Raw genomic sequence first — 24111 nt, forward strand, 5'->3', positions numbered from 1 at the left:
ACAAAAACTAGATGAAACACATAGTCATACTACAAAGGACAGAGGATAGTATTTTCTCTGTCCTTTGTTTAACTTTACTCGTTTACTATTGCGAAAGCACGCACTGGAAACCCTGGAGCTTCTTTAGCTTTCGGCACTATACAAAAAATTATAGCTCCCTTTGGCGGTACCTGGTCAAGGTTAGTCATTACTTCTATTTGAAAGGTATCTTGATGAAGAATATAATTTTCTCCCTGGAATCCATATTTTACCTGGGTCACCGACGCATCCGTATCGAATGGTTCATGTCCATTGGCACTTATTTTTCTTTCTTCGTACAAAAATTTCAAAGCTTCAAAAGACCACCCTGGAGAATGGGCATTTCCTTCGCTGTCTTTACCTAAGTACTTATTTTGATCGGGCCAATTTTTACTCCAATCTGTCCTCATCGCAACAAATGAACCTTCGGGAATTTTTCCGTATTTCGATTTCCACTCCCCAATATCTTCAATCGTCATTTCATAGTCAATGTTTTTTCGTACCTTTTCGGAGCAATCTATTACGACCATTGGCAAAACCATTTCTTTAAGCTCGATGCTATCTACAAGTCTTCCTCCCTTAGCAAAATGGCCAGGGGCATCCATATGGGTACCATACTGCCCAGGAAAAGCAAATTTATTAACAAAAATACCGTGTTCTTCTATATTGAAAAGTGTCTCGATCTTTTCAGGTTCAAAACCTGGCCACCTAGGAGTATCTCCTCCAAATTCGTGAGTCAGATCAACCCATTTACACTTTTTGAGATTGGAAAGAACCTCCCACAAATTCACACCAGTAAACATGACAACATCCCCCTTAATCTTTTTAAAAGTTGTTGCTTACATCAACAGTCTTCGACTCCGAAAAAGTATTAAGTTAAGAAATTATCAGTGTTTTTCTACAATTAAACATTAGGGGAAGTTAACAAAAAAGTCAACGAACTAATGAAGTTCATTTGTTACTCATATACGAGCAGCAAAATTTGAAAAGAGAAAAAGGAACAATCTCTTATCGAGATCTGCCCCTCTTTCGTCTTTTAACTTTAGGCAAACCGGTAACGCCTGCTCTATTCAAGTTATCACGAATTTGCCTTTTCGCTATTGGAGAGTAACCCTGTGAATCACATATTTTCGTATAGATTTCCCTAAGCTTTGTATGTGGAAGGTTTCCTTTTATTTCTATTTGACCATCTTTTTCTGCCTTCATAAGAATATGTTCAGCTACTATATTTTCTATAGCAAGATCAAGAACACATTCTGCAGAGAAGCCAAAATTTTCTTCTGGTTTAAAACGTACATGAGGGTGCGTTGATCAAGATGATCCTATTTCGTAATAATGTGTTTGTGTAGTTGTTGTTGGAGCTATTATCATAACAGGGTAATCAGAATTTAAAGGATCTGGAGTATATCTATATGCCCCTAAATAAATAAACCAACGTCGTTTTTGCTTTCCTTCGTAATTGTATGGGTATTGTTCCCAAACAAAAACATCTCCTATAACCATAACTTTATATACTGGCTAAAAAGCCGCTTCGGCCTCTTCCATAGCCGCTATATCTCTATAACATAAGAAACGCTCTTCCTCAGGAGTTAGGTCCTCCTCTGCTTTCTGAAATAGGTCATCAAATTCATCTTCATACTCCATAGGTATTTTCCCTCGTCCAACCTTTTCTGCAATCGCCCAGGCTTTTTTCCAAGCTTTTATTTCTTTATGGGCATCCTTTATCAATGTTTCAAGGTCGACATCATCTTGAGTATATGCGTCTAATATCCCATCCATTACATCAAGTTCATTGTCAGAAAAGTAATCCAGGTCAGGCTCATCAAGGGGCTCAACTTTGCTTCCGCCATCACTCGTTGTAACAAATCGATATTTATCAGTTTTTAGTTCATTTCGTGCATCATATAATAAGGGAGGAACTGGGCCATATTTCATTGCATTATATTCTAGGCCAATACACGGAACTCCTGTTTTCTTCAGCATTCTAAAATCAAGAAGGGTAAGAAATTTATATATCCAAGTCTGTCGCGGAAAGTATTTTTTTCGAGAATAAAATTCTGAAGAAAAATAGGCAATCGCATTTTTAAGCTTTTCTTCCCTATAAGGAATCACTTCTTTAACCTCCTTTCACAATAAAAAGAGCCAAATAAACTCAAGGCACAAATCTACTTATAAAGTATCAAAATACACTTTATAATTTTCAAATGTATCTTTGTATCTAATTATGTACAAACCAACAAGAGAAGTCAAACCAGAGCGGCTGTAACAAGCCTTAATAAGCTACAATAGCAAATAACGTCTCTTACTTTATGCGTGTGTTCAAACAAACCCTATCCTTTCTGTTCCTTTTCTTTCGTCTTTTAACTTCAAGCAGATCAGTAACGCCTGCGTTATCTACTAAAAAGCCGCTCGCTCCGGTTCCGGCCGCTTTGCTTTAGCCACTTCGGCCTCTTCCATAGCCTTTATAGCAACCCTACGCGCCCTCACAACACCCCGGGCCCGTCAGTCTGCTCTTCCCACCCGACACCGGCTCCACCTCAATCTGCGTGCTGATCCTCTCTCGCAGCGCGGATACGTGCGAAATCACACCAATGAGTTTCTCCTCCTGCTGTAAGCCAGCTAAGGTTTCGAGAGCGGTTTCCAAGGCGTCTTCATCTAGCGTTCCAAACCCTTCGTCCAAAAAGAGCGAATCGACCCTCACATTCTGACTCGCCATCTTCGAGAGTCCGAGAGCCAAGTTAAGGCTCACAATAAAGGTTTCTCCACCAGAGAGGTTTTTCGTCGATCTGACCTCCCCCGCCTGGTAGTTGTCGATAACATCAAGCTCCAGCGGCTGTTCCTCATTTTGTATCAGAAGGTAGCGATCTGTCATTTTCGCAAGCTGTCGATTGGCATGAGACACCATCAATTTGAAGGTCTGCCCCTGCGCAAAATTCCGGTACTTTTTACCATCTGCCGACCCTATGAGACTATGCAGTTTAGCCCATCGATTGCACTCTTTTTTCTGCTCCTCAATGGCCCCTTGCTTCTCTTTCATGCGCTCTTTATTCTGGCTGTTCGAGACAAGTTGCTGTTTCAACCCCGCAATAACGTCACGAAGAAGCTTCAGATTTTCTTCGCACTCCCTGAATTGGGGTTCAAGCTTTTCACGCCCCTCATCCGTCACCTTTTTGGCAATTTCAGCCACCAAACGCTCTTTGCGGTCTTCCTCTTTGGCCTTGAGTTCCGTCTGCCGGTTGTCGAGGCTCTTTGCCCTGTTTGCCAGTGCCATCCGTTCCGAAGATGTAAGGCGAGCCTGAAGGAACCGCGCCTCGTCGCCGAACCCGCCCGCATGCAAAGAGATATGAAACGCCGACTCGAGCTCGTCAAGCAGCGACGCTCTCTCCCCAATCTTCTTACTGAGCGACTCTATGCTTGCCTTCGTTGCGGTCAGCTTCTGTTGCGCTAGGTTAAGCTGATTTCGTGCCTCTCTCTCTACCTCATCAGCCTTGGCAATCTGTTGGTTCATGCGCTCTTCCTCTTTGTCGGGGTCTTTATCTCCGTAGAGCTTCTGGCGCTCAGCCATTGCGCTCGTATATCCATCTTGAGCCGACTGTAAGGCCTGTTTTTTCTCTGCCAAATCCTTCTTCAGCGTCTCAATTTCACCATCGAGCTTCCCCAACGTTTTTTCAAACTGAAAACGCTCTCTTTCTATTTTTTCTTTTTCATCGACATGGGCCTGCCATGCTTCGAGCCGTTCATGCAACACCCCACGCAACGGAGAAACGTCTGTCTCTGATGTGAGGTCGACGCCGAGGGGGTGAAGTTTCTCTGATACAGTTACCTTTAAGCGATCATAGTCGTCTCTCATCTTTTGTAGCGTCTCATTCAAGTCTGAGAGATCTTTTTCCGCCCTTTCCTTCTCTTGTGTAACGAGCCGAGCATCGCTTTCCAACTCTTTTAGTTTGCTCGTAGCCTCCCGCTCAGCTGCTTCACGCTCTTTTACGTTTTCGCCCAAAGCTTCTGCCGCTTCTATGAGCCCCGTCAGCTCATCGATCTTCTTCTGCGTTCCATCAGGGAGGGGAACATTCCCCTCCGCATAGGGATGGACCGTAGCTCCACAGAGTGGGCACGGTTTGCCGTCTTCGAGTTCTGCTCTGTAATCTTCAAGTTGCGCTATCTTTTTAAGGAGAATCATCTCTCGCAATAATGCCTCTTTTTCGGCGCGATATTCACGAAGCAATCGCCCTGCCAAGTGAGTTTCAAGCTCTTTTTGTGCCTCTTCGTGAGCCTTGACAGCTTCTTCAACCTGCTTCTTGAAAACGTCGTTCTTTCTGCCGCACTCTCTCAGCCTTTTACAACAATCGGCAAGCTGTGCCTGAGCCTGTTGCGCCTTCGTCTCTTGTTGAATAATGGCCTTCTGCTCGCTACCAAGATGGGCCAGCTGCTGTTCTATTCCCGTAAAGCCGCTCACCAGCCCCTTATCTTCGCAGTGAGCCTCAAGGTATTCTTGAACAGCTTTCAACTTTTCGTCAGCTCTGTTGTGCTCCTCTTGTGTTACGTTCCTCTCCTTCTCCTTTGCCTCAATCGCCTCGGCATCCCCTGTACACTTCTTGGCGCACGATTCGACGTCTTCCCCTTTCAGGGCGAGATTTTGGTCGAGCAAACGCACATTTTTAATGAGAGGAACCTCTTGGTTCAGCTCGTCTTTGGCTTTTTGGGTCTGCTGCTCTGCTTTTTTCAAGCTCTCTTCACACTCTTTAAAGGAACCCTCAAGCCCGGGAAGCTCCCCTTCCAGCTTTTCCAACGAAGCGCTATCATCGCTCTGAATCTTCCGAACCTCTGCCAGCCTGGCATATTCGCCGTCAAGTTCGGCCGCTTTCTGGGCATGGTCAAGGCGCTCACGCTCCGGTTTGAACTCTTCAATTTCGGATGTGAGCTTCGCGGATTCCTTAGAGAGGGAAGCAATCTCTTCATGAAGTGCTTCTATATCTTTCAGCCATGAAAGGGCGCGCTCCATTTTCTCCCGCTGATCGGCGAGTGCTGCCTCTTCTTCGCGTTTTTCGGCTATCTCGTGCCCAATCTCGCATTCCCGCTCGGGAGTGAGAAGTTCAATGCCAGAAGCCTCGGCTTCCAGCAGGCCTAACGCATCTTTTTCTCTACTATGACGCTTCTGGACACGCCGTGAAATTTCAGAATAAATCTCGGTGCCGGTTATCTGTTCGAGTATTTCAGATTTTTGCTCCGGATTGGCCTTCAGGAAGGTATCGAAGCTGCCCTGCGCAAGGAGAATTGATCTTGTAAATCGGTCGAAATCCATTCCAATTTTATCTACGATAACGCCCGGAACCAGGCTCTTTTTCGACTCTATAACTTTGCCTGGCCCATCGTCTTTCACTTCGCTGATCTCATGATGTGCATCGACGAGGTTTCCATCAGTTTTGCCGTGGGCGCGATGTTGTTCCCAGAAACAACGAAAACGCCCTGCCTGAGATTCGAAAACAACCTCTGCAAAGCACTCCGCCGTCTGACGAGACATGATTTCGTTGCCACTCTTCGTGATCCGCCCGAGTCGAGGAGTCGCCCCGTACAAAGCCAAGCAGATTGCGTCAAGTATGGTGGATTTGCCGGCGCCTGTAGGCCCTGTGATTGCAAAGAGGCCGTTCGCCATATATGCTGGATCTGTAAAATCTATACGCCACTCTCCGTAGAGGGAGTTCAGATTTTTAAATCGGAGTTCAAGAATTTTCATGTTCAGCCTCCCTATTCCGCGTTAACGTCGTCTTCATAAAGAGACCTGACTATCTCGTTATATGCCGTGATAAGCTCTTCCCGCTCTTCCTGAGGAACGCCGTAGTCATCAAGGCAGCGTTCAAAAATGTCGTTCACTGTCATATCGTCGAGGGTCTCGCTTTCCTCAAGAGTAAGGGTGGCATTTTCAATAATCTGTCTGTTTTTTATTCGCCTAATTTCCATGGAACTGCCCGAGATTGCCTCTTCCAGAACCTCTCGCAGGTTTCCAACAACGCTCGTGCCCGTATACTCGATCTCAAGCCACGCGGAGCTGCCCTGCCCCTTGAGTTCCTCAATTTTCGACTCTATTTCATCAAGGGAACCCACGATGCGTTCCAAAGGCTGAAAGCACGGAACCGGAATGTCGCGAACGTCTGGCGTCGTGCTGTTGAATTCAACAATATTCACCCTTTTATTCTGACGGGCCTCGCCGTAGCCCATAGGGATGGGAGCGCCACAGTAACGGATGTGATCAGTATTTCCCACACGCTGAGGAACGTGGAGGTGTCCCAACGCCAGGTAGTCGATAGACGAAGGGAAGCGGTCGGCCGCCACGTGAGCCAGTGAGCCGACGTACAACTCTCTGACGCCATCCCCGTCCACCGTTTTGCCTCCCACCGTGAAAAGGTGCCCCATTGCGATAATTGGAATATCTACTCCGCTATCTTTCTTAAACTCGGCGCGCTTCTTCTCGGCAATGTCACAGACGGTTCCATAGTGATTTGTAAGGCCTTCGATGAGCTTCTCATTCTTATCTTTAATCGTTTCGCCGGCCTCGACAACGCGAATATCTTTATCCCGAAGATATGGAACCGCGCAGACTATGGCTTCCGGCTTTTGGCTTCTATCTCTCAGCACGATAATTTCGTCTTCCGGGTTATCTGTTATGGAACCCACAACGTGGACGTTCAGAGCTTTGAGAATCTCTTTCGGAGCGTTCAGGAATGAGGGGGAATCGTGGTTTCCTGCAATAATGACAACGTGCCGGCAACAGGAACGAGAGACTGTGCAGAGAAAGTTGTAGTAAAGCTCCTGAGCGCGGTTGCTGGGAGTGCTCGTGTCAAAAACATCTCCGGCGACGAGCAGTGCGTCGACATTTTCGGCTTCGATAGTTGTGCCGAGCCAGCCTAGAAATTGGGAAAACTCGTCGTAGCGTTTGCGCCCGTAAAGGGAGCGTCCCAGGTGCCAGTCTGATGTATGAAGAATCTTCATTGGGCTTCCTCCTGTGAAGTAATTGAAATAGTCTCTTCTGCTGATGCCGTTGAAGCTGGTGACAAGGCCGCATCGAATGAAGCGACCAGGTTAGCCGATAAAGCCATCGTGGCCACAGTGATCAAAGCTCTCAGTTTGGCTGATAAAGCCATCGTGGCCACAGTGTCCGAGCCAATCAAATATGCCGCTACAAATGATACCAAAGAAACAACCAGCATCGCCCAGACGGAACTAACTTCAGCTTCTCTTTGAATTATAGCTGAGGATTTACATTCTCCGCTTCTTCTCTGCGCATATCGTTGCCAGACCACCAAAGACGTAAAGACGTAACAAATACGCAAATTAATATATATTGTACATCAATTGATTATCGACTGGCTTTTATTACGATTTTATTACGCGTTCCTCTCTCTCTTGCAAAACAAAAATAGCGCTATACTATACTCATATATTTAATAATCATGCCTCAACTCTTTCGTACTCCACTCACTTGAAGGAGGACATCATGAGAATCGACACAATCAGTTTACAGATAAAAAATGGGGAATATTTCACATTCCTCTCGCCGACTGAAGAACACGCGCACGATGTTTTGAACCACATGAAGCAGACAAGCTCCGAAACCGAATATTTGCTGAGATACGAAGATGAGATCAGAATGACTGTTGAGGAAGAGCGAGATTTTTTGTCGAAGCAGGCAGAGAACCCAAAGGCCATAATGATTTCCGCATACTTTGATGAAAAGCTCGTGGCGCTCACTGGAATATCCCCTGTAGTGGAATGCGATAAATGCAGTCACAGAGCAGTGTTGGGAATGTGCGTTCTAAAAGATTTCTGGGGGAAAGGTATCGGTTTTACCATAATGGGAATGATTATCGACGAAGCCAGAAAGATGGGCTATGAACAGGTGGAGTTAGAGGTCGTCGCAGACAACATCCGTGCATTTTCCCTCTACAAAAAGTTTGGATTCGAAATTTATGGAGTCCGCAAAAACTCCTTCAAATATCGCGATGGAAGATACAGCTCGGAATATTTGATGGCATTACCGTTATAATAAAATTTCCGCACACCAAATCACAAACAGCAGCGAGGGGAAAAAGATGTCGAACGAATTTACCGTAAGAAAAGCTGTACCCAGCGACGCCCAGGAAAAGAGCTACATCCATGCCCAAGCTTGGAGAGAGGCCTATCGCGAATTGATTCCCGCAGATTACCTTCAAAACCTCAGAGACGACCATTGGGTCGAACTCTTCTCTACTATTCTGTCTGACGGAAGTACAACCACCGCATGGGTTGTTTTGCAAGAAAACAAAGTAATAGCCTGCGCAAGCGTTTGCCCGTCCCGCTACAAAGGGTATGAAGGAAACCTCGAATTGGTATCAATATACTGTCTGCCCGAGTTTTGGGGGAAGGGCTGCGGACACGCCCTCATGAAGGAAGTAAAAAAATACGCCTCCGAAAATAGTTTTCTCCGCATTGCACTGTGGGTGTTAGACGGCAACGAATCCGCCATAAAGTTCTACGAACGCCAGGGATTCTGGGCAAACGGAGGCTTGCTGCATGTTGAAATAGGGGGCGCTGATATGGTGGAGAGGAGATTCGTTTGCAAGGTGTAGGAAACGTGAAGGGAAAGACAAACAACTACCTGAATGTTAAGAGCGATCGGTATCGCCACTCGCAGTCCTCCCTTAATTTTCAACAACAATTGTAACAGCTTTCGACTTAGCAAAATTACAATCGAAGCTCCAATCACCCAAACAAGCCAACCCTTTCAACTCCCGCCAAACATTCCCCGCCCAAACAGGAAAAACATCTGTGAGAATTCACTCATAATCCCCTCTATGTCTTTTTATTTTTCCTCACAAAAAATAATTAAAGTCCCAATGTTTTTTTCTTTACACCTATTTAAAATGGGTAGACAAAACTACTTATTACTGATACAGTTTAATTATATTAAATAATACTATTAACTCATATATTGTAGTCCATTCTTCCTATTCTGTTAAGTCCATTTTAACCCACATATTATTTGAAGCACTTGAATAGTTCGATCGTATAAAGGAATATCGATTGCGACACTTCTAGTAACGCTTGAACCAATTTTCGTAATAATGGCGACGGCCTGTCTACGAAAATTATCCCTTCTTAAGGAAATCTCTCTTTTTTCCCATTGCAACGTAAGCGCTTATTCTCATGATCTGCACTCGATACGGTTTCTACAAAATTTAGCATCGCTTTTTCATCTATAAAACGCTAATCAAAAAGCCTTTCACAGCCGCGCAATAAGCCATGCAACAAGAAGTAGGCAATACATGCAACTAGCAAAATGGTAACTAATCCTACGGAGAAAGAAAAAGGAGGAAATGTGATGAAGGCACGAAAGGCGTTGGTACTATTTTTAGTAATGTCGCTTGCTGTTTTCGGATTTGTTGCTATGGCACAGGCAAGTAATACTGCCACCCAAACAGTAACATTTCAGGTGCAGGCAATAAATGAAATCAGCTTAGGTGCAGATCCTGACCCCCTCATTATCAGCACAGCAACCGCTGGAAGTGAGCCAGATTCTGCTCAAGGCACATCGACATACGCTATCACAACAAACGAGGAAGGCAAAAAAATTACAGCTAAAATTGACACCGCTATGCCCATGGGAACTGATCTTTACGTAGAGCTGGAAGCTCCCACCGGAGGAACTTCGTCAGGTCAAGTAGAGTTAGCGACAACTGATAATGACGTAGTAACTGGTATTGAACATGTAGCGGAAAGTGGCAAAACAATAACCTATACCTTTTCTGCCAATGCCACTGCAGATGTTATGGGAAGCACAGCAACGAAAACAGTTACGTTCACTCTCACGGATGTCGTAATCTAAATCCTCATTTTTTCTAAGTTGTTCTAAGGCAGGGGGGAGGTTCCTCTCCCCCTCCCCCCCTGTCTCTTTGGAGTGAAACGAGGTGTCTTGCTGTGATAAAAAGATGCATTTTAATTGTCTTATTATGCATAGTTTCTTTACAATCGCCCCTCTATGCCATTGAAATCGATATTTATGCAACTGGTGGTTGGACAAATTTAGTTATTAATTCTTCCCATCTCAGAGGTGGTGCCGGAAGCAATCTAGCCGATAGTTTTGAAAGCACTGTAGATGCAACAATAATAAGCATTGCAGGCACCGAATGCCCTTGTGGCGCATGGGATGTTTTAATACGAAAGAGCGCTTCATCGTGGGCAAGTGGTGCTACTCTTTACGTTAAGCGAACAGGAAATGGAAGCGGAGCCGGATCAATCCGTGGGGGAACTTTATACATAGCTGTCGGGGAATCTGATGTTCTTTTCTTTAGTGGAAACGGCGACAGAACAAATATTTCTATACAATACAAAATATCTGGACTGTCTATATCGGCGCCCCAAGGAACGTACAGCGCCCCTATAACTTTTACGGTGGTGGATCAATCATGAAAAAAATATTATTCGTGTCTTTCTGTTTGTTTTTATTATTGTGCCTATATTTTTCTGATAAGGGATACGCCATACAACTACCAGATGGAATGACTGTCAATAAAACCCTTCCGCTAGGTGGACAAACATCTGGGAATATTGTCATTGCAAATAATGGCAAAGAAGCAGAAACAGTTCGTATCTATCAAACAGATTACATGTTTTCTGCAGACGGCAAGAACAATTTCGGATCTCCGGGAAGCATGCCGCGATCTAACGCAAAATGGATCAAATTTACGCCTAACCAAGTAACCGTAGCTCCTGGCGAAGAAACCTCAATTTTTTACGAGATAGCGGTTCCAGAGACATCTGACTTTCGTGGAACATACTGGAGCGTCATTATGGTGGAACCCATTCCTCAAGATGCTTTGAAACCTCCGAATCCTAAAAAGGACAAAGCGACTATCGGAGTTCAGGCTGTGTTTAGGCATGCCGTTCAGATGATCACACATATAGAAAATACAGGAACCCGTGCTCTCCAGTTCTCAAACAAAGCCCTCAAAGTTCAAGCCCACAAGACCTTCCTAACCATAGATGTAGAAAATGTAGGCGAACGGTGGCTAGTTCCTCAGCTTTATGTTGATGTAGCCGATTCAGGTGGGAACGCAATGAAACGATACGAAGGGAAAAAGTTCCGCATATACCCGGGCTGCTCCGCCCGCTATGTTATAGATCTTGGAAAATTGAATTCGGGAAAATACAACGCTCTCGTTATAGCAGATAGCGGAGAAAATGAAAAAGTTTTCGGTGCCAGATACATATTAGATGTTAAGTGATCCTGAGCGCTAACCTGAGTCTTGGTGCGAAAAGCCATGGTGAAGGGGAGGCTGAAGAAGAGAAATGATGAGAAAAAAGAGACGGTACAGATCAATATTCTTTCTTTTCATTTTATTGATTCTTCTTCTCTGGGCAAAAAGCGCGTACGCTCAGGGTAAGGGATATGGTGTACATATCCGCCTCATGGTTCCCCCACAACTTGATGCTAACCCCGGAGAAATAGTTAGCGCCAGTTTTATAGTTGAAAATACAACCGATAGTGAAGAAACCTTCGAAGAAGCCCTCTCCTTGCCGGAAGGCTGGCTTGAAATCACTCCCCCGGACGTTTTTATTCTGGGCGCTAAACAGCAAACGGTGAGAATGCTGGCTTTCCAAATTCCGACCACATCGAGCGCCAAGGATTATACCGTAACGTACTCGGTGCGGTCCCAACGAGACTACGCCATCTCAGACGCCGTTTCCATAAGCATATCTGTTCTTTCAGTAGATGGAATACACATTTTTTCTGAAAGTGCGCCAGACATGATTGTGGGCGGCGAATCCTACGAAATAACAGCAAGAATCGCCAATAAGGGAAACACTGCTCTCACAATGCTGATCTCTGCCAGAAGTTCGAATGACTACCCCTTAACTCTCTCTACACACGAAATTGTTCTTGAACCTGGAGGAAATACCGTCATCGCCATTTCAGTGAAAACCCCCTCCCAAATACCCAAAAGTCTGAACCACACCGTCTTCATTGAAGCAGTGAGCAAAGAGGATTCCTCTATCAGATCGGTTCTTTCCGTAACGACAGGAATCGTATCTCAGCACGCGAAAATCGACCTCTACCACCGCATTCCGGCTAGTTTAACCCTGAAATCTATGGGGAGAAGAGATACAAAAGACTCCGATGGTTTCGACATCGAACTGGAAGGTAGGGGAACCCTTGAAGAGGGAGGCAGACGCTGGATTGACTTTTCACTACGCGGCCCTGACACGCATGAGAAGGGACTTTACGGAGAGAGAGACGAATATTACATAAACTACTTTGACCCCGACCTCGATTTCAGACTGGGCGACCAAAGCTACGGACTCTCGCACCTCACGTCTTACTCGCGATACGGAAGGGGAATAGAAGCCTTCTATCATCCCGAAAACAGCTTTTACGGTCTTGGAACCTACTATGTGAAAAACCGTTTCACCACTCCTGACTGGGAAGAAAGCGGAGTGTACATAAAGGGAGCCTTTTCCCCCCAGGCCCAATGGAAGCTCAACTACTTGCAGAAAGAGTGGGATAGGCATGAAAAGAGGGGTTCCAAAACAACAGATGATATTTATAGCATTGAAGGAACCTTCGTGCCTGCCAAGAATACGAGGCTCAGCCTTGAATATGCGAGAGGAGAAAGAAGTGAAGAAAATGGTGCGGGAAAAATCGAGGATGACGCTTATAGGGTGAATCTTTCAGGCCTTGCGGGAACAACGCGCTACTCCTTTGTCAAAACTCACGCTGAGCCTGATTTCTACGGATATTACAATGATAGCGATTATATGGCCACGTCGGTGAGCTTCCCTCTATTCGGCCAAAAATCAAGCCTCGTAGCAAACCGTACGCGGGGGTTCCTTGCATACAGCACCTATGAAACCAATCTCGACAAACGACTCGATAAGGGAGACATTTCGGCAAAAGAAACGCTCTTTCAGGCAGGAATCAATCACAGCCTCTCTAATGGCTGGTATGCTCAACTTGCTTACGATAACTTCAGCAGAAAAGACCGACTCTTCCCCTCGGAATATGACACAAAAGAAAAGGCCTACCGCTTCAGTCTCGGAAGAAGCACCGAAAAATTCAACTACCGAGTCGAGGCACGCTACGCTGACCAACACGATCTACTCACCGATGAAAGCAGTTCACCATGGAATTACAGTTTCTACATATCGTACATACCGTCAAGCAAACTCTTATTCACCCTTTACGGAGGGTTCGGCGATAATAGCGCGATCAGCGGAAGCAGACTTCTTTCAGATCAAGACAACTGGGGACTTTCTTTCCGGTGGCAGGCAACAGAGCAACTTATACTCAGCGGATGGTACACGAAATATAATTTCAACTCGAAAGATCCCGAAAGCAACAACTATCAGTTCGAAGTATCCCTTGCCATGCCAGACGAAAGCCGTTGGGCCTTCAAAATCCGCCGCTACGACTGGGAGTATGGCAACGAGACTGAAACTGACTACTCCCTTTCATACACCGTTCCTATTGGCATCTCTGTGAGCAAGAAAAAATCTCTAGGAATCCTCTCTGGATCAGTATGGGAACGTGTCGGAGATGTTTCCGCATTGGCGGCAGCTCAAACATCTGCGGCGCCAACATCTGCCGCACCTAACAAAGCACCAGTTCAAACATCTGCGGCATCGGCACAACTAGACACTTATTCCGCTCCCGACGAAACTAAAAAAGCTCTTCCCAACGCCATTATTACTCTAAACGGCAGCAAAGTTGCCACAGACGCTTCTGGAAAGTTTACGTTTTCGGCACCTCCTGGCACGTACTTTCTCGACATAGACCGCTCCACCATCGGACTCGAAAAAACCGCGTTGGAAAAACTCCCAATGAAAGTACACGTACAAGCAGGCCAAACAACCTCCGTTGAGCTCACAATTGTCAACGCTGCTACACTCAGCGGAGAGATCGTTCTTCTTAAAGAGGAGACACCACCGTCACATACAATCAGGGATGAAGCCGTAACGGTAGGAAACCCTGACAACGGCGCGGCGCGGGTTCCAGCAAAATTGGAAGGAATTTTGGTTGAGCTTTCAAAAAACGATGAAACCATCAGAATGATGACAGACAGCGAAGGAAAATTCTCTTTCTTGAACATACGTCCCGGAGCATGGAACTTCAAAGTCTACGACTACGACGTACCTGCTTACCACTACATTCAAAATCCCGAAGAACATATAACACTAGCGCCCGGCGAGAAAAGAAACATCACAATAAAAGTCGTACCTAAAAAGAGACAGATCGAAATATTGGAAGAAGGGATTATACGAAACCAGTCATAAATTCCCTTGCGGATTAATCGTTTTGTGCAAGACTGATATAGACAAAACGTATAGACATAATCGAAAAAGCCGCGAGGAGTTTGACCATGATTCGAAATCGAAAACGTTCTATTTTTGCCAGCCTTCTGACCGCCATTTTCTTAACCATCGCCAGCCAGGCATTAGCACTCTCCATTGGAACCATGAATATCGAGTATTTCGACGTCTCGGGGAAAAAGGCCTACTCCCCCTCTGATTGCGCCAACCTAGCCAAAACCATCACCTTTTCTGGCGCTGATATTTTAGCCCTCCAGGAAATCAAGGGAAACGCCGCAATGAGATATTTCGTTACTAAATTCTTGCCGAAATGGAAATATGCAGGAAACGACACAGGCGGAAGACAAGATCTTTACTTTCTCTGGAATAGCGAAAACTTAAAACTTCTAGACGGCCCCTTCGCTTATGGAGCCAATGCCTCTTTCCGATTTGAGGGGAAAAGCTACAAACTAAATGACCGCCCCAATCTCGTGGCTACCTTCCTAGACAAAGAGAAAAACCGCCAATTTACCCTGGTCAACGTGCACCTCAAAAGCCAGAGTACCAGAGGGAAAAAAGACCAAAATCAGGCCAAACGATATAACGAGGCTAAACGCAATGCCCAAATCGATGGGATCAACAAACTTGTATCGACACTGAAAGGTCCCGTTTTCATACTCGGAGACTACAACACTGACACGCCTACTGGGTGTTCCTTCCCCTTATTAGCCCTCGGCAAAGGACGATACAGCTACGACAACAGCAAAAGCAACCTTGATTACATCGGATTTGCGAATGTAAAAAGAGCACCCTCGTGGGTATTATGCGAAGTCGAAAGTGCTATAGCAGCTCGATCAACAAAACGCACTCAGCACCCAGACCACGACATGGTTGTGCTTTCTATAGATGGAGAAAAACCGTCACAAACTGTTGTTGGATTAGAAGGAATCCCCGCTCCACGATTAATAGCGCCACAAAAGGGAGCAATTACGGCTGCAACCATCGTATCAAAGGCTGATACTCACCCTACGACTGTTTATATTACTAAGACAGGGGAAAAATATCATGGTGTCGGATGTTCATACCTCGGCAAAGATAAAATTCCTATCTCACTTTCGGAAGCAAAAGCGAAGGGCTATACGCCGTGCTCGAAATGCCACCCCACTGACTGACGAATAAACAACAGCGGATCAGACCTGATCTGCTGGCTTACTTGAGTGAAATATTCTTCTGTCATGTACTCTTCCAAACCATATTTTTTATAGACAAAGTCTGCATAGTGATAGTTCATGCGATCTACCAAGATGTAGTCAACAGCCCCTTCCAGCAGATTAATCAATTTTTCCGCACCTGGAAGAATCGGAGCAATCATCGCATAGGTCCGAATTCCCTGCCGATGTAATTCTGCAAGAGCGTTTATTCGCTCAGGTATAGACGGCGCAGCTGGTTCAAACAATCTTCTTATGCTGTCATCTGCGGTCGTTATGGAGAACCCTACTTCTATATTTTTTGCTCCTCTGAGGATGTCTATATCTCTGAGAACCAAGGGAGAGCGGGTCTGAATCACCACAGGCCAATCTTCGCTAATTAATATCTGCAAACATTGCCTAGTGAGTTCATGTCTTCTCTCTAAGGGCTGATACGGATCACAGACACCGCTAATCCAAACTGTCGCCTTCTTTTTCTTACATATTTCTTTCCGCAGCAACTCTGCCGCATTGATCTTCACATCAACGAACGTACCCCATAGCAGTACGTGCAGGCATGCTGACAACCGACATATGGGTTGATGACATAGGGGAAAATTTTTGAGGCTGTAAGAATACTTTTGGCGTGTATCTCCCGAATATTCATGAAAGCCTTCTTATTTGTACGTAGCATGCGCTACTGGTAGGGAATCTGCCGTCGAAATTGATTATGTAGCTGAGAAAGATTCATATCTGTTTCTCCTTTGAATATTGCCATAAAGCTTGATCGAGAGTTCTCATATCGACACCAACTCTTGAAGCCACGCTCCTACAATAAACGGTACAATCCCACCCAAACCGAAAGTTTCGCTTGGGGAAGCAAAAGCGAAAGACTATACTCCGTGCTCAAAATGCTATCCCGCTGACTGAAAGAAATGAAGACGAGCTGAAGACTAAAAGTGCAGAGCGGGTTGTAAAGAAGACCACCCTTTAGCATTAATAGTTTAAAAAACGGTTGACAAATTACTTCTTATGATAAAAGATAGTAATTGATTACTTTCTTTGTGGAGGTTTATATGAGTTCATCAAACAAATATCTTTCTAAAGAGAAACGAAGAGCGATGACGGTAGAAGCAGTAGTCGAGTTGGCTGGGGAACAGAATCCGAGCGAAATTACCACAGCTGCCATAGCCAACCGCATGGGATTGACTCAGGGTGCTCTTTTTCGCCATTTTCCAAACAAGGATGCTATCTTGCAAGCAGTTATGGAATGGGTAGCCGAACGGTTAATGTCTCGCATCGAAAAGGCGGTACACGCAAAATCCTCTCCTCTTGGCGCACTTGAAAGCATGTTTATGGCGCATGTAGATTTTATAACAGAGCATCCCGGTATTCCACGTATGTTATTTAGTGAATTGCAACGTTCTGAAGAAACTGCCCCTAAGCAGATGGCACAAACACTCACTCTGCGTTATAAAGAGCGCCTCAATCATTTGTTTGAACAAGGAAAAAACTGTGGCGAGCTTGACGAAAAGCTTGATAGCGAAGCGGCGGCTACTCTCTTCATAGGCTCTATTCAAGGATTGGTCATGCAATCGTTGATAGCTGGAGATGTGAGCCATATGCGCCGCAATGCTCCGAAAGTTTTTGCCATCTACCAGCGGGGCATAAGGAGTGCACTATGAAAAGATTGCCTATCAAAATACGTACACTGGCACTGATATCTATACTTGTGCCTCTGTTTGCGCTTTTTGTCTATGTTGCCTTTCGCTCGGGGCCACTTGCTCCTGTATCTATTGTGTTGACCACAGTCGAGAATAAGAGCCTTTCACCAGCACTATTCGGCATCGGAACTATTGAAGCTCGTTACACTTACAAGATTGGCCCAACGTTTGCGGGCCGGGTCAAAAGTTTGGATATACACGTAGGTGAGCATGTGAAGGCGGGGCAAGTGCTTGGCGAAATGGATCCGGTAGATCTTGATGGACGTATCAAGGCTCAAGATGCCACTCTGAAGCGAGCGAATGCTCAAATAAGTGAGGCGCAGGTGCGTAAGAATTATGCGAAGACACAGGCTTTACGTTACGAGCAGTTACTTAAAGCGGGTTACACCAGTGAAGAGGTGGCAGACGCTAAACGACAAGAACTGTTGGTTGCGGAAGCAGCGCTGACTGGGGCACGTGAGGAGCTATCTCGTGTACGTTCCGAGCGAGAGGCATTAGAGGCGCAGCGCAGCAATTTGTCTCTGATTGCACCAGTTGACGGATTGATCGTATCACGTGATGCCGATCCTGGAACCACCGTAGTTGCTGGCCAGGCTGTCGTAGAACTGATCGACCCGTACTCACTGTGGGTCAATGTCCGCTTCGATCAAATTCGAGCGCGTGGCCTCGCCGCCGGTTTATCAGCCCAGATCAGGTTACGTTCCCAGGCGGGAGAAATGCAGACAGGGCGTGTTCTGCGAGTCGAACCATTGGCAGACGTAGTTACTGAGGAAGTATTGGCCAAAGTTGTATTCGATCAAATTCCTGATCCGATGCCACCAATCGGTGAACTGGCCGAGGTCACGATTACCCTGCCAACGCTTGCGGCAGCGCCAGTTATCTCTAATGCCGCTATCCATCACATTGATGGCAGATTGGGCGTGTGGCAGGTTATAGATGGTGATCTTCGCTTTACACCAGTTTCACTAGGGATCGCTGATTTGGAGGGCCGCGTACAGGTACGAGAAGGACTCAAAATTGGCGACCAGGTAGTGATCTACAGCGAAAACCCATTGAATGAACACAGCCGAATTCACATTGTTGACCATATTCCAGGGGTGACACAATGATCAATTTGGCAGGTCGCGACATTATGCACTCCTGGGGAAAGTTCGTCTTTACCGCCATGGGGCTTGGCCTGCTGATCGGCGTTACTCTATCCATGGCTGGCATCTATCGCGGCATGGTGGATGACGCTAAGGTACTACTCGACAACAGCGGTGCTGATCTCTGGGTGGTACAAAAGGACACGCTTGGTCCTTACGCTGAATCATCAAGCATCTACGATGACACCTGGCGCGGGATACGAGGCATGCAGGGCGTGGATCAGACAGCGAACATCACCTACCTCACCATGCAAGTACGCAAAGAAGCAAGAGATGTACGCGTCATGGTTACCGGCATCGCACCCGGAGAACCAGGAACACCAGGCTGGCCGCCTTATCTCGTAGCAGGACGTCAGATCACCCGGAGCCATTACGAGGCCGTTGCCGATATCGCCTCGGGATTTAAACTTGGTGAACACATCCAGATTCGACGTAACCAATACACCGTGGTTGGCCTGACTAGAAGGATGGTTTCTTCCAATGGTGATCCCATGGTGTTTATTCCACTTAAAGATGCTCAGGAAGCCCAGTTTCTAAAGGATAATGATGCCATACGAGAACAGCGCCGACGAACAGCTGAAAACCCGGCTTTCAACCAGCCTGGAGTGCCTGCTTTGCTTGATGCGGTTATTGCCTCGCAAAGCACCAACCCTTACGTCAACGCTATTTTGGTGCGGGTTGAAACAGGTCATGACCCAGAAGAAGTCGCTGAATCGATCCGCCGCTGGAAGCGCTTGACGGTCTACACTCGCAGTCAGATGGAGGAAATTCTTGTCGGCAAGCTGATCGCCACCTCATCAAAGCAAATCGCGATGTTTCTTGTGATCCTTTCGATTGTGAGTTCGGTTATTGTCGCCTTCATCATCTACACGCTGACACTTGGCAAAATAAGGGAAATCGCCGTGTTAAAACTGATCGGCACAAAAAATCGCACCATTGTCGGTTTGATTGTACAACAGTCTATTGCTTTGGGCTTGATCGGTTTCGTGGTTGGGAAGATCTCGGCGACTCTGTTGATGGCACCTATTTTTCCCAAATATGTGCTGCTGGAGCCTCTCGACTCAGTTCTTGGTTTTATCGCCGTGATTATGATCTGCGTCATGTCGAGCATTATAGCCATTCGTGTCGCTCTTAAGGTCGATCCGGCCGAAGCCATAGGAGGTTAATATGACTGGTAAAGGCATTCGCATCTCAGGGTTGAGAAAACGCTATGGAAGCGGCGATACTGCTGTTGACGCTTTGAAGATGGTAAACATGCACGTTGCGCCGGGGGAAGTCGTTGGGCTGATTGGACCTTCAGGTTCTGGCAAGAGTACGTTGCTTAAATGCTTAGGTGCTGTGATAGAGCCGACTGCTGGGCAAATGATGCTCGGAGATGACATTATTTATCACGATGGCTGGAAGGTCAAAGATCTTCGCGCGCTACGTCGTGACCATATCGGCTTTGTATTTCAAGCGCCGTATCTGATCCCTTTCCTAGATGTTACCGACAACGTCGCTCTGCTGCCTATGCTGGCGGGGAAACCTAACGCCGAAGCGCGTCAACAAGCAATAGAATTGTTAAAAGCGCTTGATGTGGAGCACCGCGCCAAGGCTATGCCATCTCAACTCTCTGGTGGCGAACAACAACGAGTGGCCATTGCACGCGGTTTGGTCAATCGTCCTCCGGTAATATTGGCCGATGAACCGACTGCCCCCCTTGATAGTGAGCGTGCGCTGGCGGTCATCAGAATCTTGAACGATATGGCCCAAAGGTTCGAGACTGCTGTTATTGTCGTTACCCACGATGAAAAAATAATCCCCACCTTTAAACGTATTTATCATATCCGTGACGGAGTAACCTATGAAGAGGAAGGTCAAGGGCGCAGCTTTGAGTGAAAGCTTCCCAAGGAAGCCATTTAACTACCAGGCGGTGCAGAGAGAAGAAAGAGAAAACCCGCCACCCTGGGAATACCCCAAAGAGACGGGTTTGTCTTTTATAATTGGTGGAGGCGGGGGGAATTGAACCCCCGTCCGACAAGGGCCAGCCGTGGAAGCTCTACGAGTGTAGTTCCTGATTTAATCTCGGATGCAGACTCCCAGGAACAGGATTCTGCGCTCCCAAGCCCCCTTATCTTTCTCGCAGAACCAGAGGCACTCTCTACGAGGCATTCACCTTATTATGACGTCATTCAGCAGACCGGTGACTGATCTACTGAAGACGTGGCTGAACTAAGCAGCCAATGCGTAATTATTATTATTGACGTTTATTGTTGTTCCGCCGTTTAGCGAGGTTGCGGAGTCCTCGACCCGCTCTTCCAGACCCTCCATCTTGCCGTCGAAACCTGTCGCCCCCTTAATCTCTATCGTCACGTCGTAAGGCTCTGGCCATAGATCTTTTCGCATCTCGTTCAGCTATAGCATCTCGCTTATCATGTTCGGCCTTACCTTTAGCCAACGCTAACTCAATTTTTGCATGTTTGCCGTTTTTAATGTAGATAGAAAGGGGCACAAGTGTTAAGCCTTTTTCTCGAATCTTACTATTTAAACGCAACAACTCAATTTTATGAATTAACAGTTTTCTGTCTCGTTCGGGTTCATGATTATAATAGCTACCTTTTTCATAGGGGGAAATGTGCATACCTATCAACCAAAGTTCTCTATCACGGATAAGTGCAAAGCTATCTTTCAAGTTAACTCTGCCGTCACGTACAGACTTTATTTCGGTTCCACTGAGAACAATGCCGCACTCAAAAGTCTCAAGAATAAAGTAATCGTGTTTTGCTTTTCTATTTACCGCAACTCGATCTATGGCCACTCTACTTCCCTCCACTGCTGATTCTAGCAAAATAGTCAGCAATAGTCAATAATAGTCAATTTGAAATTTTACCTCTCCATACAAAAAAATCCCGGCTATAAAAGCCAGGATTATCCTTCTATATGGTCGGGGCGAGAGGATTCGAACCTCCGACCTCCTGGTCCCGAACCAGGCGCGCTTACCAGACTGCGCTACGCCCCGAACGGCGAGATTGTATCACGCCCGTAAAAGGTCGTCAAACCCCTAATGAGCTCTGTCGTCATCTCCCGAAGAACTATTTCCGTTCGACGTTTCCTGAGACCCTTTACGCAAATTCCGCCAATTCAGTCGTCCACCGGGACGCGTCGCATCTCCTACAGGAATCTCTGTCCAGCCCCAAGGAGTTATCATTATGAACCGGAAAACAATTCCCTGATTAAAGAGTGTTCGAATATGAGCCGAATACCGCAAAAGATCCGAAATTATGTAACTGTCGCTCATGAGCCAGACCCGCTGACATACGTCTCTTCCGAAGAGAGAGGCGTAATCTATAGCCATACGAACGCCATCCTCAAACTGCGCTGGGCCAAGAGCCAAAACAATGGCATCATCATGACCCGTCGGTTTGTGAAGCGAAGGAATTACATCCGCACACTGCTCCGCCCACTCGATTCGCGAAAACAAATTATCCATATCCACTTCAAAGGGTTCTTCCAGATATGGCATGAGTATATCTTTTTCGTTTTCTGTCATTTCTTCCCCAGATAGAATATCTTCCATCCAGGTCTGCACATCGGTAATAAATTTTAATATATAGTTCGGATACCCCTTGCCCGACATTGCAACAAGAACATCTCGCACAGTCCATTGATTAAGATTTTTTTCATCTTCGCCGTTAGGCATAGTCATTCATGTACCTCCAAAAGTGCTCTTTGCATGTTATTGAGGAACAGCATAACATAAAGTGTGTTAGATTACACGAGTTATATTACAATAAACTTTGACAATCAAAAGAATCTTTTTTTCAAGGAGGAAAAATATGAGTTCTTTAAAATTATCCTGTGAGAATACGCAGTTTCTCATGATCGATATTCAGGAACGCCTTCTCCCGGCAATAGATCACTCCGAAAATGTGAAAGCAAACGCCTTTAGACTTCTGGAAGGAGCGCGCACTCTCCATATTCCTGTAACATATACTGAACAATATCCCAAGGGCTTGGGCCCCACTGACTCTCTCTTATTAGAAAAACTTGAAGGAATAGACTCTTTTCAGAAAACAACTTTCTCATGTTGTGACGAAGAAGGGTTCATCAACGTTCTGAAAGATAAAAAACGAAGTAATATAGTTGTGTGGGGAATTGAGTCTCATATCTGTGTACTTGCCACAATTATGGATATACTCAGCCACGACTTCACTGTCTGGCTTGCCGCCGACGCCAGTGGAAGCCGCAATACTCGAAATCATGATCTCGCACTACAGGCCATGTCACAGATGGGCGTCATCGTGGTTCCCACAGAAACAATTCTGTACCAGCTTATGAAGAGAGCGGGAACGCCTGAATTCAAAACGTTGCTACCTCTTTTTAAATAAAAATCGAAAAGGGTTCTTTTCAAGGGGGGATTCTTGTGACTATTGATCGACAAAAAGCTTTAGAGCTCCACCGCAGAGCTCGCGGAAAAGTAAAAATGTATCCTACAATCAATATACGAAACGAAGAAGATCTGGCCATGGCTTACGTTCAGGGAAGCGCCTTCGCCGCCGAAGAGATTCAAGAAGATCCAGACAGAAGTTATGAGTACACCGGACGAGCAAATCGTCTGGCCGTTATCAGTGACGGAACAGCCGTTCTCGGCATGGGAAATATAGGACCCCGCGCAGCCCTTCCCGTTATGGAGGGGAAATGCCTTCTCTTCAAAAATTTCGGCGATGTAAGCGCCATTCCAGTATGCCTGGAAGCTCAAAACGCTCAGGAAATCATTGAGACAGCGAAACACCTGGCCCCCTCATTCGGAGCTATCAATATTGAAGACATATCGAGTCCCAACACCTTCGACATTGTCAAAGCATTACAAGCCATAGAGGTTCCCGTTTTTTCAGATGACCAGCAAGGAAGCGCTGCCGTTGTTCTCGCCGCTCTCAAAAATGCCCTTACCGTCGTAGACAAGAAACTGACCGAGACAAAGATTGTTATTCATGGCGCAGGAGCCGCAGGAATCGCCGTTGCCGACCTTTTCCTCTACTTAGGTGTAAAGAATATCGTCCTGCTCAATAGCAAGGGCATTCTCGGCCCAGACAACCCTTCTATGAACCACGTGCAGCAAAGCATGTCTGAACGGGTGAATCCAGAAAACCTCAAAGGGAACCTGAAAGAAGCCATCGACGGGGCAGACGTCTATATCGGCCTTTCGTCGAGAGGAACCCTGCCTTCGGAATACATAAAGAGAATGAATGACTCTCCCATCATTTTCGCACTTTCAATGCCCACACCAGAAATTTCAGCCGAGGAAGCTCAGGCCGCAGGCGCACGAATTGTAGCCATGGGCCTTAGCACCGGGAAAAACCCCATCCCCAACCTTCACATATATCCGGGACTTGTACGAGGACTTCTCGATGTACGAGCCACAGGTCTGAACAAAAACGTTATTATTGCAGCCGCCAATGCCGTAGCGGGAGTGGTCGATAAGCGGAGAATGAATGAGCACCACATTATGCCCGACCTTTTCTCTGACGAAACGGCACCATCTGTAGCAGAAGCCGTAGCTCAGGCCGCCATCGTTGAAGGTCTGGCAAGACGCTCAGTACCGCCGAAGAAGATTTACGACGATACGTGGCAGCGACTCTTCGGAGGATATTTGCTCCGCACCTAGTGAGCATAGTGAACACAAAAAGGGCCTTTCCCGGATGCATTTTCTGAAAGCAGTCGCGAGAAAGGCCCTTCTTCATG

General features: G+C 46.2%; 21 protein-coding genes, 1 tRNA gene and 1 other RNA gene. 14 read left to right on the forward strand and 9 right to left on the reverse strand.

The features are described 5' to 3' along the window. Window positions 1-74 precede the first annotated feature (74 nt). The 4 genes from VB083_RS02305 to VB083_RS02320 form a co-directional block, all read right to left on the reverse strand. Complete coding sequence (locus tag VB083_RS02305; protein WP_323401666.1) at window positions 75-821, reverse strand: cyclase family protein; 747 nt, start codon at window positions 819-821, stop codon at window positions 75-77. A gap of 715 nt (window positions 822-1536) precedes the next feature. Then, complete coding sequence (locus tag VB083_RS02310) at window positions 1537-2130, reverse strand: Panacea domain-containing protein (protein WP_323401667.1); 594 nt, start codon at window positions 2128-2130, stop codon at window positions 1537-1539. Between the two features lie 361 nt (window positions 2131-2491). After that, entirely contained in the window at window positions 2492-5749 is a 3258-nt protein-coding gene (locus tag VB083_RS02315) for an AAA family ATPase (RefSeq protein WP_323401668.1), read from the reverse strand. An 11-nt stretch (window positions 5750-5760) separates the two neighbouring features. After that, on the reverse strand, window positions 5761-7002 hold the full coding sequence (locus tag VB083_RS02320; RefSeq protein WP_323401669.1) for an exonuclease SbcCD subunit D C-terminal domain-containing protein: 1242 nt from the start codon (window positions 7000-7002) through the stop codon (window positions 5761-5763). On the opposite strand from VB083_RS02320, the gene VB083_RS02325 reads away from it, so the two are divergent. From VB083_RS02325 to VB083_RS02360, 8 genes are all read left to right on the forward strand, one after another. After that, complete coding sequence (locus VB083_RS02325) at window positions 6988-7254, forward strand: hypothetical protein (RefSeq protein WP_323401670.1); 267 nt, start codon at window positions 6988-6990, stop codon at window positions 7252-7254. The two genes, VB083_RS02320 and VB083_RS02325, sit on opposite strands and share 15 nt — an antisense overlap. Window positions 7255-7507: 253 nt before the next feature. After that, window positions 7508-8056: a GNAT family N-acetyltransferase gene (locus VB083_RS02330; protein ID WP_323401671.1), complete on the forward strand. Its 549-nt coding sequence runs from the start codon at window positions 7508-7510 to the stop codon at window positions 8054-8056. 46 nt (window positions 8057-8102) lie between these two features. Continuing rightward, on the forward strand, window positions 8103-8618 hold the full coding sequence (locus tag VB083_RS02335) for a GNAT family N-acetyltransferase (protein WP_323401672.1): 516 nt from the start codon (window positions 8103-8105) through the stop codon (window positions 8616-8618). A gap of 752 nt (window positions 8619-9370) precedes the next feature. Continuing rightward, a complete protein-coding gene (locus VB083_RS02340) occupies window positions 9371-9874 on the forward strand; it encodes a hypothetical protein (RefSeq protein ID WP_323401673.1) in 504 nt (167 codons plus the stop codon). A gap of 92 nt (window positions 9875-9966) precedes the next feature. Beyond that, entirely contained in the window at window positions 9967-10458 is a 492-nt protein-coding gene (locus tag VB083_RS02345; RefSeq protein ID WP_213692148.1) for a hypothetical protein, read from the forward strand. Next, window positions 10455-11273: a hypothetical protein gene (locus VB083_RS02350; protein ID WP_323401674.1), complete on the forward strand. Its 819-nt coding sequence runs from the start codon at window positions 10455-10457 to the stop codon at window positions 11271-11273. Before VB083_RS02345 ends, VB083_RS02350 begins: the two co-directional genes overlap by 4 nt. 64 nt (window positions 11274-11337) lie before the next feature. Further along, window positions 11338-14319: a hypothetical protein gene (locus VB083_RS02355; RefSeq protein WP_323401675.1), complete on the forward strand. Its 2982-nt coding sequence runs from the start codon at window positions 11338-11340 to the stop codon at window positions 14317-14319. Window positions 14320-14405: 86 nt separating this feature from the next. Then, window positions 14406-15506, forward strand: a complete 1101-nt coding sequence (locus tag VB083_RS02360; RefSeq protein WP_323401676.1) for an endonuclease — start codon at window positions 14406-14408, stop codon at window positions 15504-15506. Here VB083_RS02360 and VB083_RS02365 read toward each other — a convergent pair. Further along, window positions 15470-16063 carry a radical SAM protein gene (locus tag VB083_RS02365; protein WP_323401677.1) on the reverse strand — a complete coding sequence of 198 codons (594 nt, stop codon included), beginning with the start codon at window positions 16061-16063 and terminating at the stop codon, window positions 15470-15472. The genes VB083_RS02360 and VB083_RS02365 overlap by 37 nt on opposite strands. 534 nt (window positions 16064-16597) lie before the next feature. Between VB083_RS02365 and VB083_RS02370 the strand changes: the two genes are divergently transcribed. The 4 genes from VB083_RS02370 to VB083_RS02385 are packed head-to-tail and all read left to right on the forward strand — an operon-like array spanning window position 16598 to window position 20268. Continuing rightward, window positions 16598-17206 carry a TetR/AcrR family transcriptional regulator gene (locus tag VB083_RS02370; protein WP_213691884.1) on the forward strand — a complete coding sequence of 203 codons (609 nt, stop codon included), beginning with the start codon at window positions 16598-16600 and terminating at the stop codon, window positions 17204-17206. Then, window positions 17203-18354, forward strand: a complete 1152-nt coding sequence (locus VB083_RS02375) for an efflux RND transporter periplasmic adaptor subunit (protein ID WP_013048727.1) — start codon at window positions 17203-17205, stop codon at window positions 18352-18354. Before VB083_RS02370 ends, VB083_RS02375 begins: the two co-directional genes overlap by 4 nt. Further along, on the forward strand, window positions 18351-19556 hold the full coding sequence (locus VB083_RS02380) for an ABC transporter permease (protein WP_213691883.1): 1206 nt from the start codon (window positions 18351-18353) through the stop codon (window positions 19554-19556). The genes VB083_RS02375 and VB083_RS02380 overlap by 4 nt, the downstream gene beginning before the upstream one ends. A 1-nt stretch (window position 19557) precedes the next feature. Next, window positions 19558-20268 carry an ABC transporter ATP-binding protein gene (locus tag VB083_RS02385; RefSeq protein WP_213691882.1) on the forward strand — a complete coding sequence of 237 codons (711 nt, stop codon included), beginning with the start codon at window positions 19558-19560 and terminating at the stop codon, window positions 20266-20268. A gap of 105 nt (window positions 20269-20373) precedes the next feature. Here the strand turns inward: VB083_RS02385 and ssrA are convergent. The 4 genes from ssrA to VB083_RS02405 form a co-directional block, all read right to left on the reverse strand. Then, window positions 20374-20725, reverse strand: a transfer-messenger RNA (tmRNA) gene (gene ssrA / locus VB083_RS02390). Beyond that, window positions 20726-21187: an SsrA-binding protein SmpB gene (smpB, locus tag VB083_RS02395; protein ID WP_213695436.1), complete on the reverse strand. Its 462-nt coding sequence runs from the start codon at window positions 21185-21187 to the stop codon at window positions 20726-20728. A gap of 123 nt (window positions 21188-21310) precedes the next feature. Then, a tRNA-Pro gene (locus VB083_RS02400) sits at window positions 21311-21388 on the reverse strand. 42 nt (window positions 21389-21430) lie between these two features. Next, complete coding sequence (locus VB083_RS02405) at window positions 21431-22075, reverse strand: hypothetical protein (protein WP_213695435.1); 645 nt, start codon at window positions 22073-22075, stop codon at window positions 21431-21433. A 130-nt stretch (window positions 22076-22205) separates the two neighbouring features. Here VB083_RS02405 and VB083_RS02410 point away from each other — a divergent pair, with 130 nt between their 5' ends. Both VB083_RS02410 and VB083_RS02415 read left to right on the forward strand, forming a co-directional pair. After that, window positions 22206-22757: an isochorismatase family protein gene (locus tag VB083_RS02410; protein WP_213691879.1), complete on the forward strand. Its 552-nt coding sequence runs from the start codon at window positions 22206-22208 to the stop codon at window positions 22755-22757. 35 nt (window positions 22758-22792) lie between these two features. After that, entirely contained in the window at window positions 22793-24034 is a 1242-nt protein-coding gene (locus VB083_RS02415) for an NAD(P)-dependent malic enzyme (RefSeq protein ID WP_323401678.1), read from the forward strand. Window positions 24035-24111: the final 77 nt, after the last annotated feature.

It is taken from the genome of Aminobacterium sp. (genome assembly GCF_034926885.1).
In the GTDB taxonomy this organism is placed as follows: Bacteria; Synergistota; Synergistia; order Synergistales; family Aminobacteriaceae; genus Aminobacterium.

Bases quoted from the DNA above. Each gene is read 5' to 3' on its own strand.
- VB083_RS02305 (WP_323401666.1), bottom strand. From the start codon at position 821: ATGTTTACTGGTGTGAATTTGTGGGAGGTTCTTTCCAATCTCAAAAAG.
- VB083_RS02315 (WP_323401668.1), bottom strand. From the start codon at position 5,749: ATGAAAATTCTTGAACTCCGATTTAAAAATCTGAACTCCCTCTACGGA.
- VB083_RS02325 (WP_323401670.1), top strand. From the start codon at position 6,988: ATGAAGAATCTTCATTGGGCTTCCTCCTGTGAAGTAATTGAAATAGTC.
- VB083_RS02320 (WP_323401669.1), bottom strand. From the start codon at position 7,002: ATGAAGATTCTTCATACATCAGACTGGCACCTGGGACGCTCCCTTTAC.
- VB083_RS02330 (WP_323401671.1), top strand. From the start codon at position 7,508: ATGAGAATCGACACAATCAGTTTACAGATAAAAAATGGGGAATATTTC.
- VB083_RS02335 (WP_323401672.1), top strand. From the start codon at position 8,103: ATGTCGAACGAATTTACCGTAAGAAAAGCTGTACCCAGCGACGCCCAG.
- VB083_RS02340 (WP_323401673.1), top strand. From the start codon at position 9,371: ATGAAGGCACGAAAGGCGTTGGTACTATTTTTAGTAATGTCGCTTGCT.
- VB083_RS02350 (WP_323401674.1), top strand. From the start codon at position 10,455: ATGAAAAAAATATTATTCGTGTCTTTCTGTTTGTTTTTATTATTGTGC.
- VB083_RS02355 (WP_323401675.1), top strand. From the start codon at position 11,338: ATGATGAGAAAAAAGAGACGGTACAGATCAATATTCTTTCTTTTCATT.
- VB083_RS02360 (WP_323401676.1), top strand. From the start codon at position 14,406: ATGATTCGAAATCGAAAACGTTCTATTTTTGCCAGCCTTCTGACCGCC.
- VB083_RS02370 (WP_213691884.1), top strand. From the start codon at position 16,598: ATGAGTTCATCAAACAAATATCTTTCTAAAGAGAAACGAAGAGCGATG.
- VB083_RS02375 (WP_013048727.1), top strand. From the start codon at position 17,203: ATGAAAAGATTGCCTATCAAAATACGTACACTGGCACTGATATCTATA.
- VB083_RS02380 (WP_213691883.1), top strand. From the start codon at position 18,351: ATGATCAATTTGGCAGGTCGCGACATTATGCACTCCTGGGGAAAGTTC.
- VB083_RS02385 (WP_213691882.1), top strand. From the start codon at position 19,558: ATGACTGGTAAAGGCATTCGCATCTCAGGGTTGAGAAAACGCTATGGA.
- VB083_RS02405 (WP_213695435.1), bottom strand. From the start codon at position 22,075: ATGACTATGCCTAACGGCGAAGATGAAAAAAATCTTAATCAATGGACT.
- VB083_RS02410 (WP_213691879.1), top strand. From the start codon at position 22,206: ATGAGTTCTTTAAAATTATCCTGTGAGAATACGCAGTTTCTCATGATC.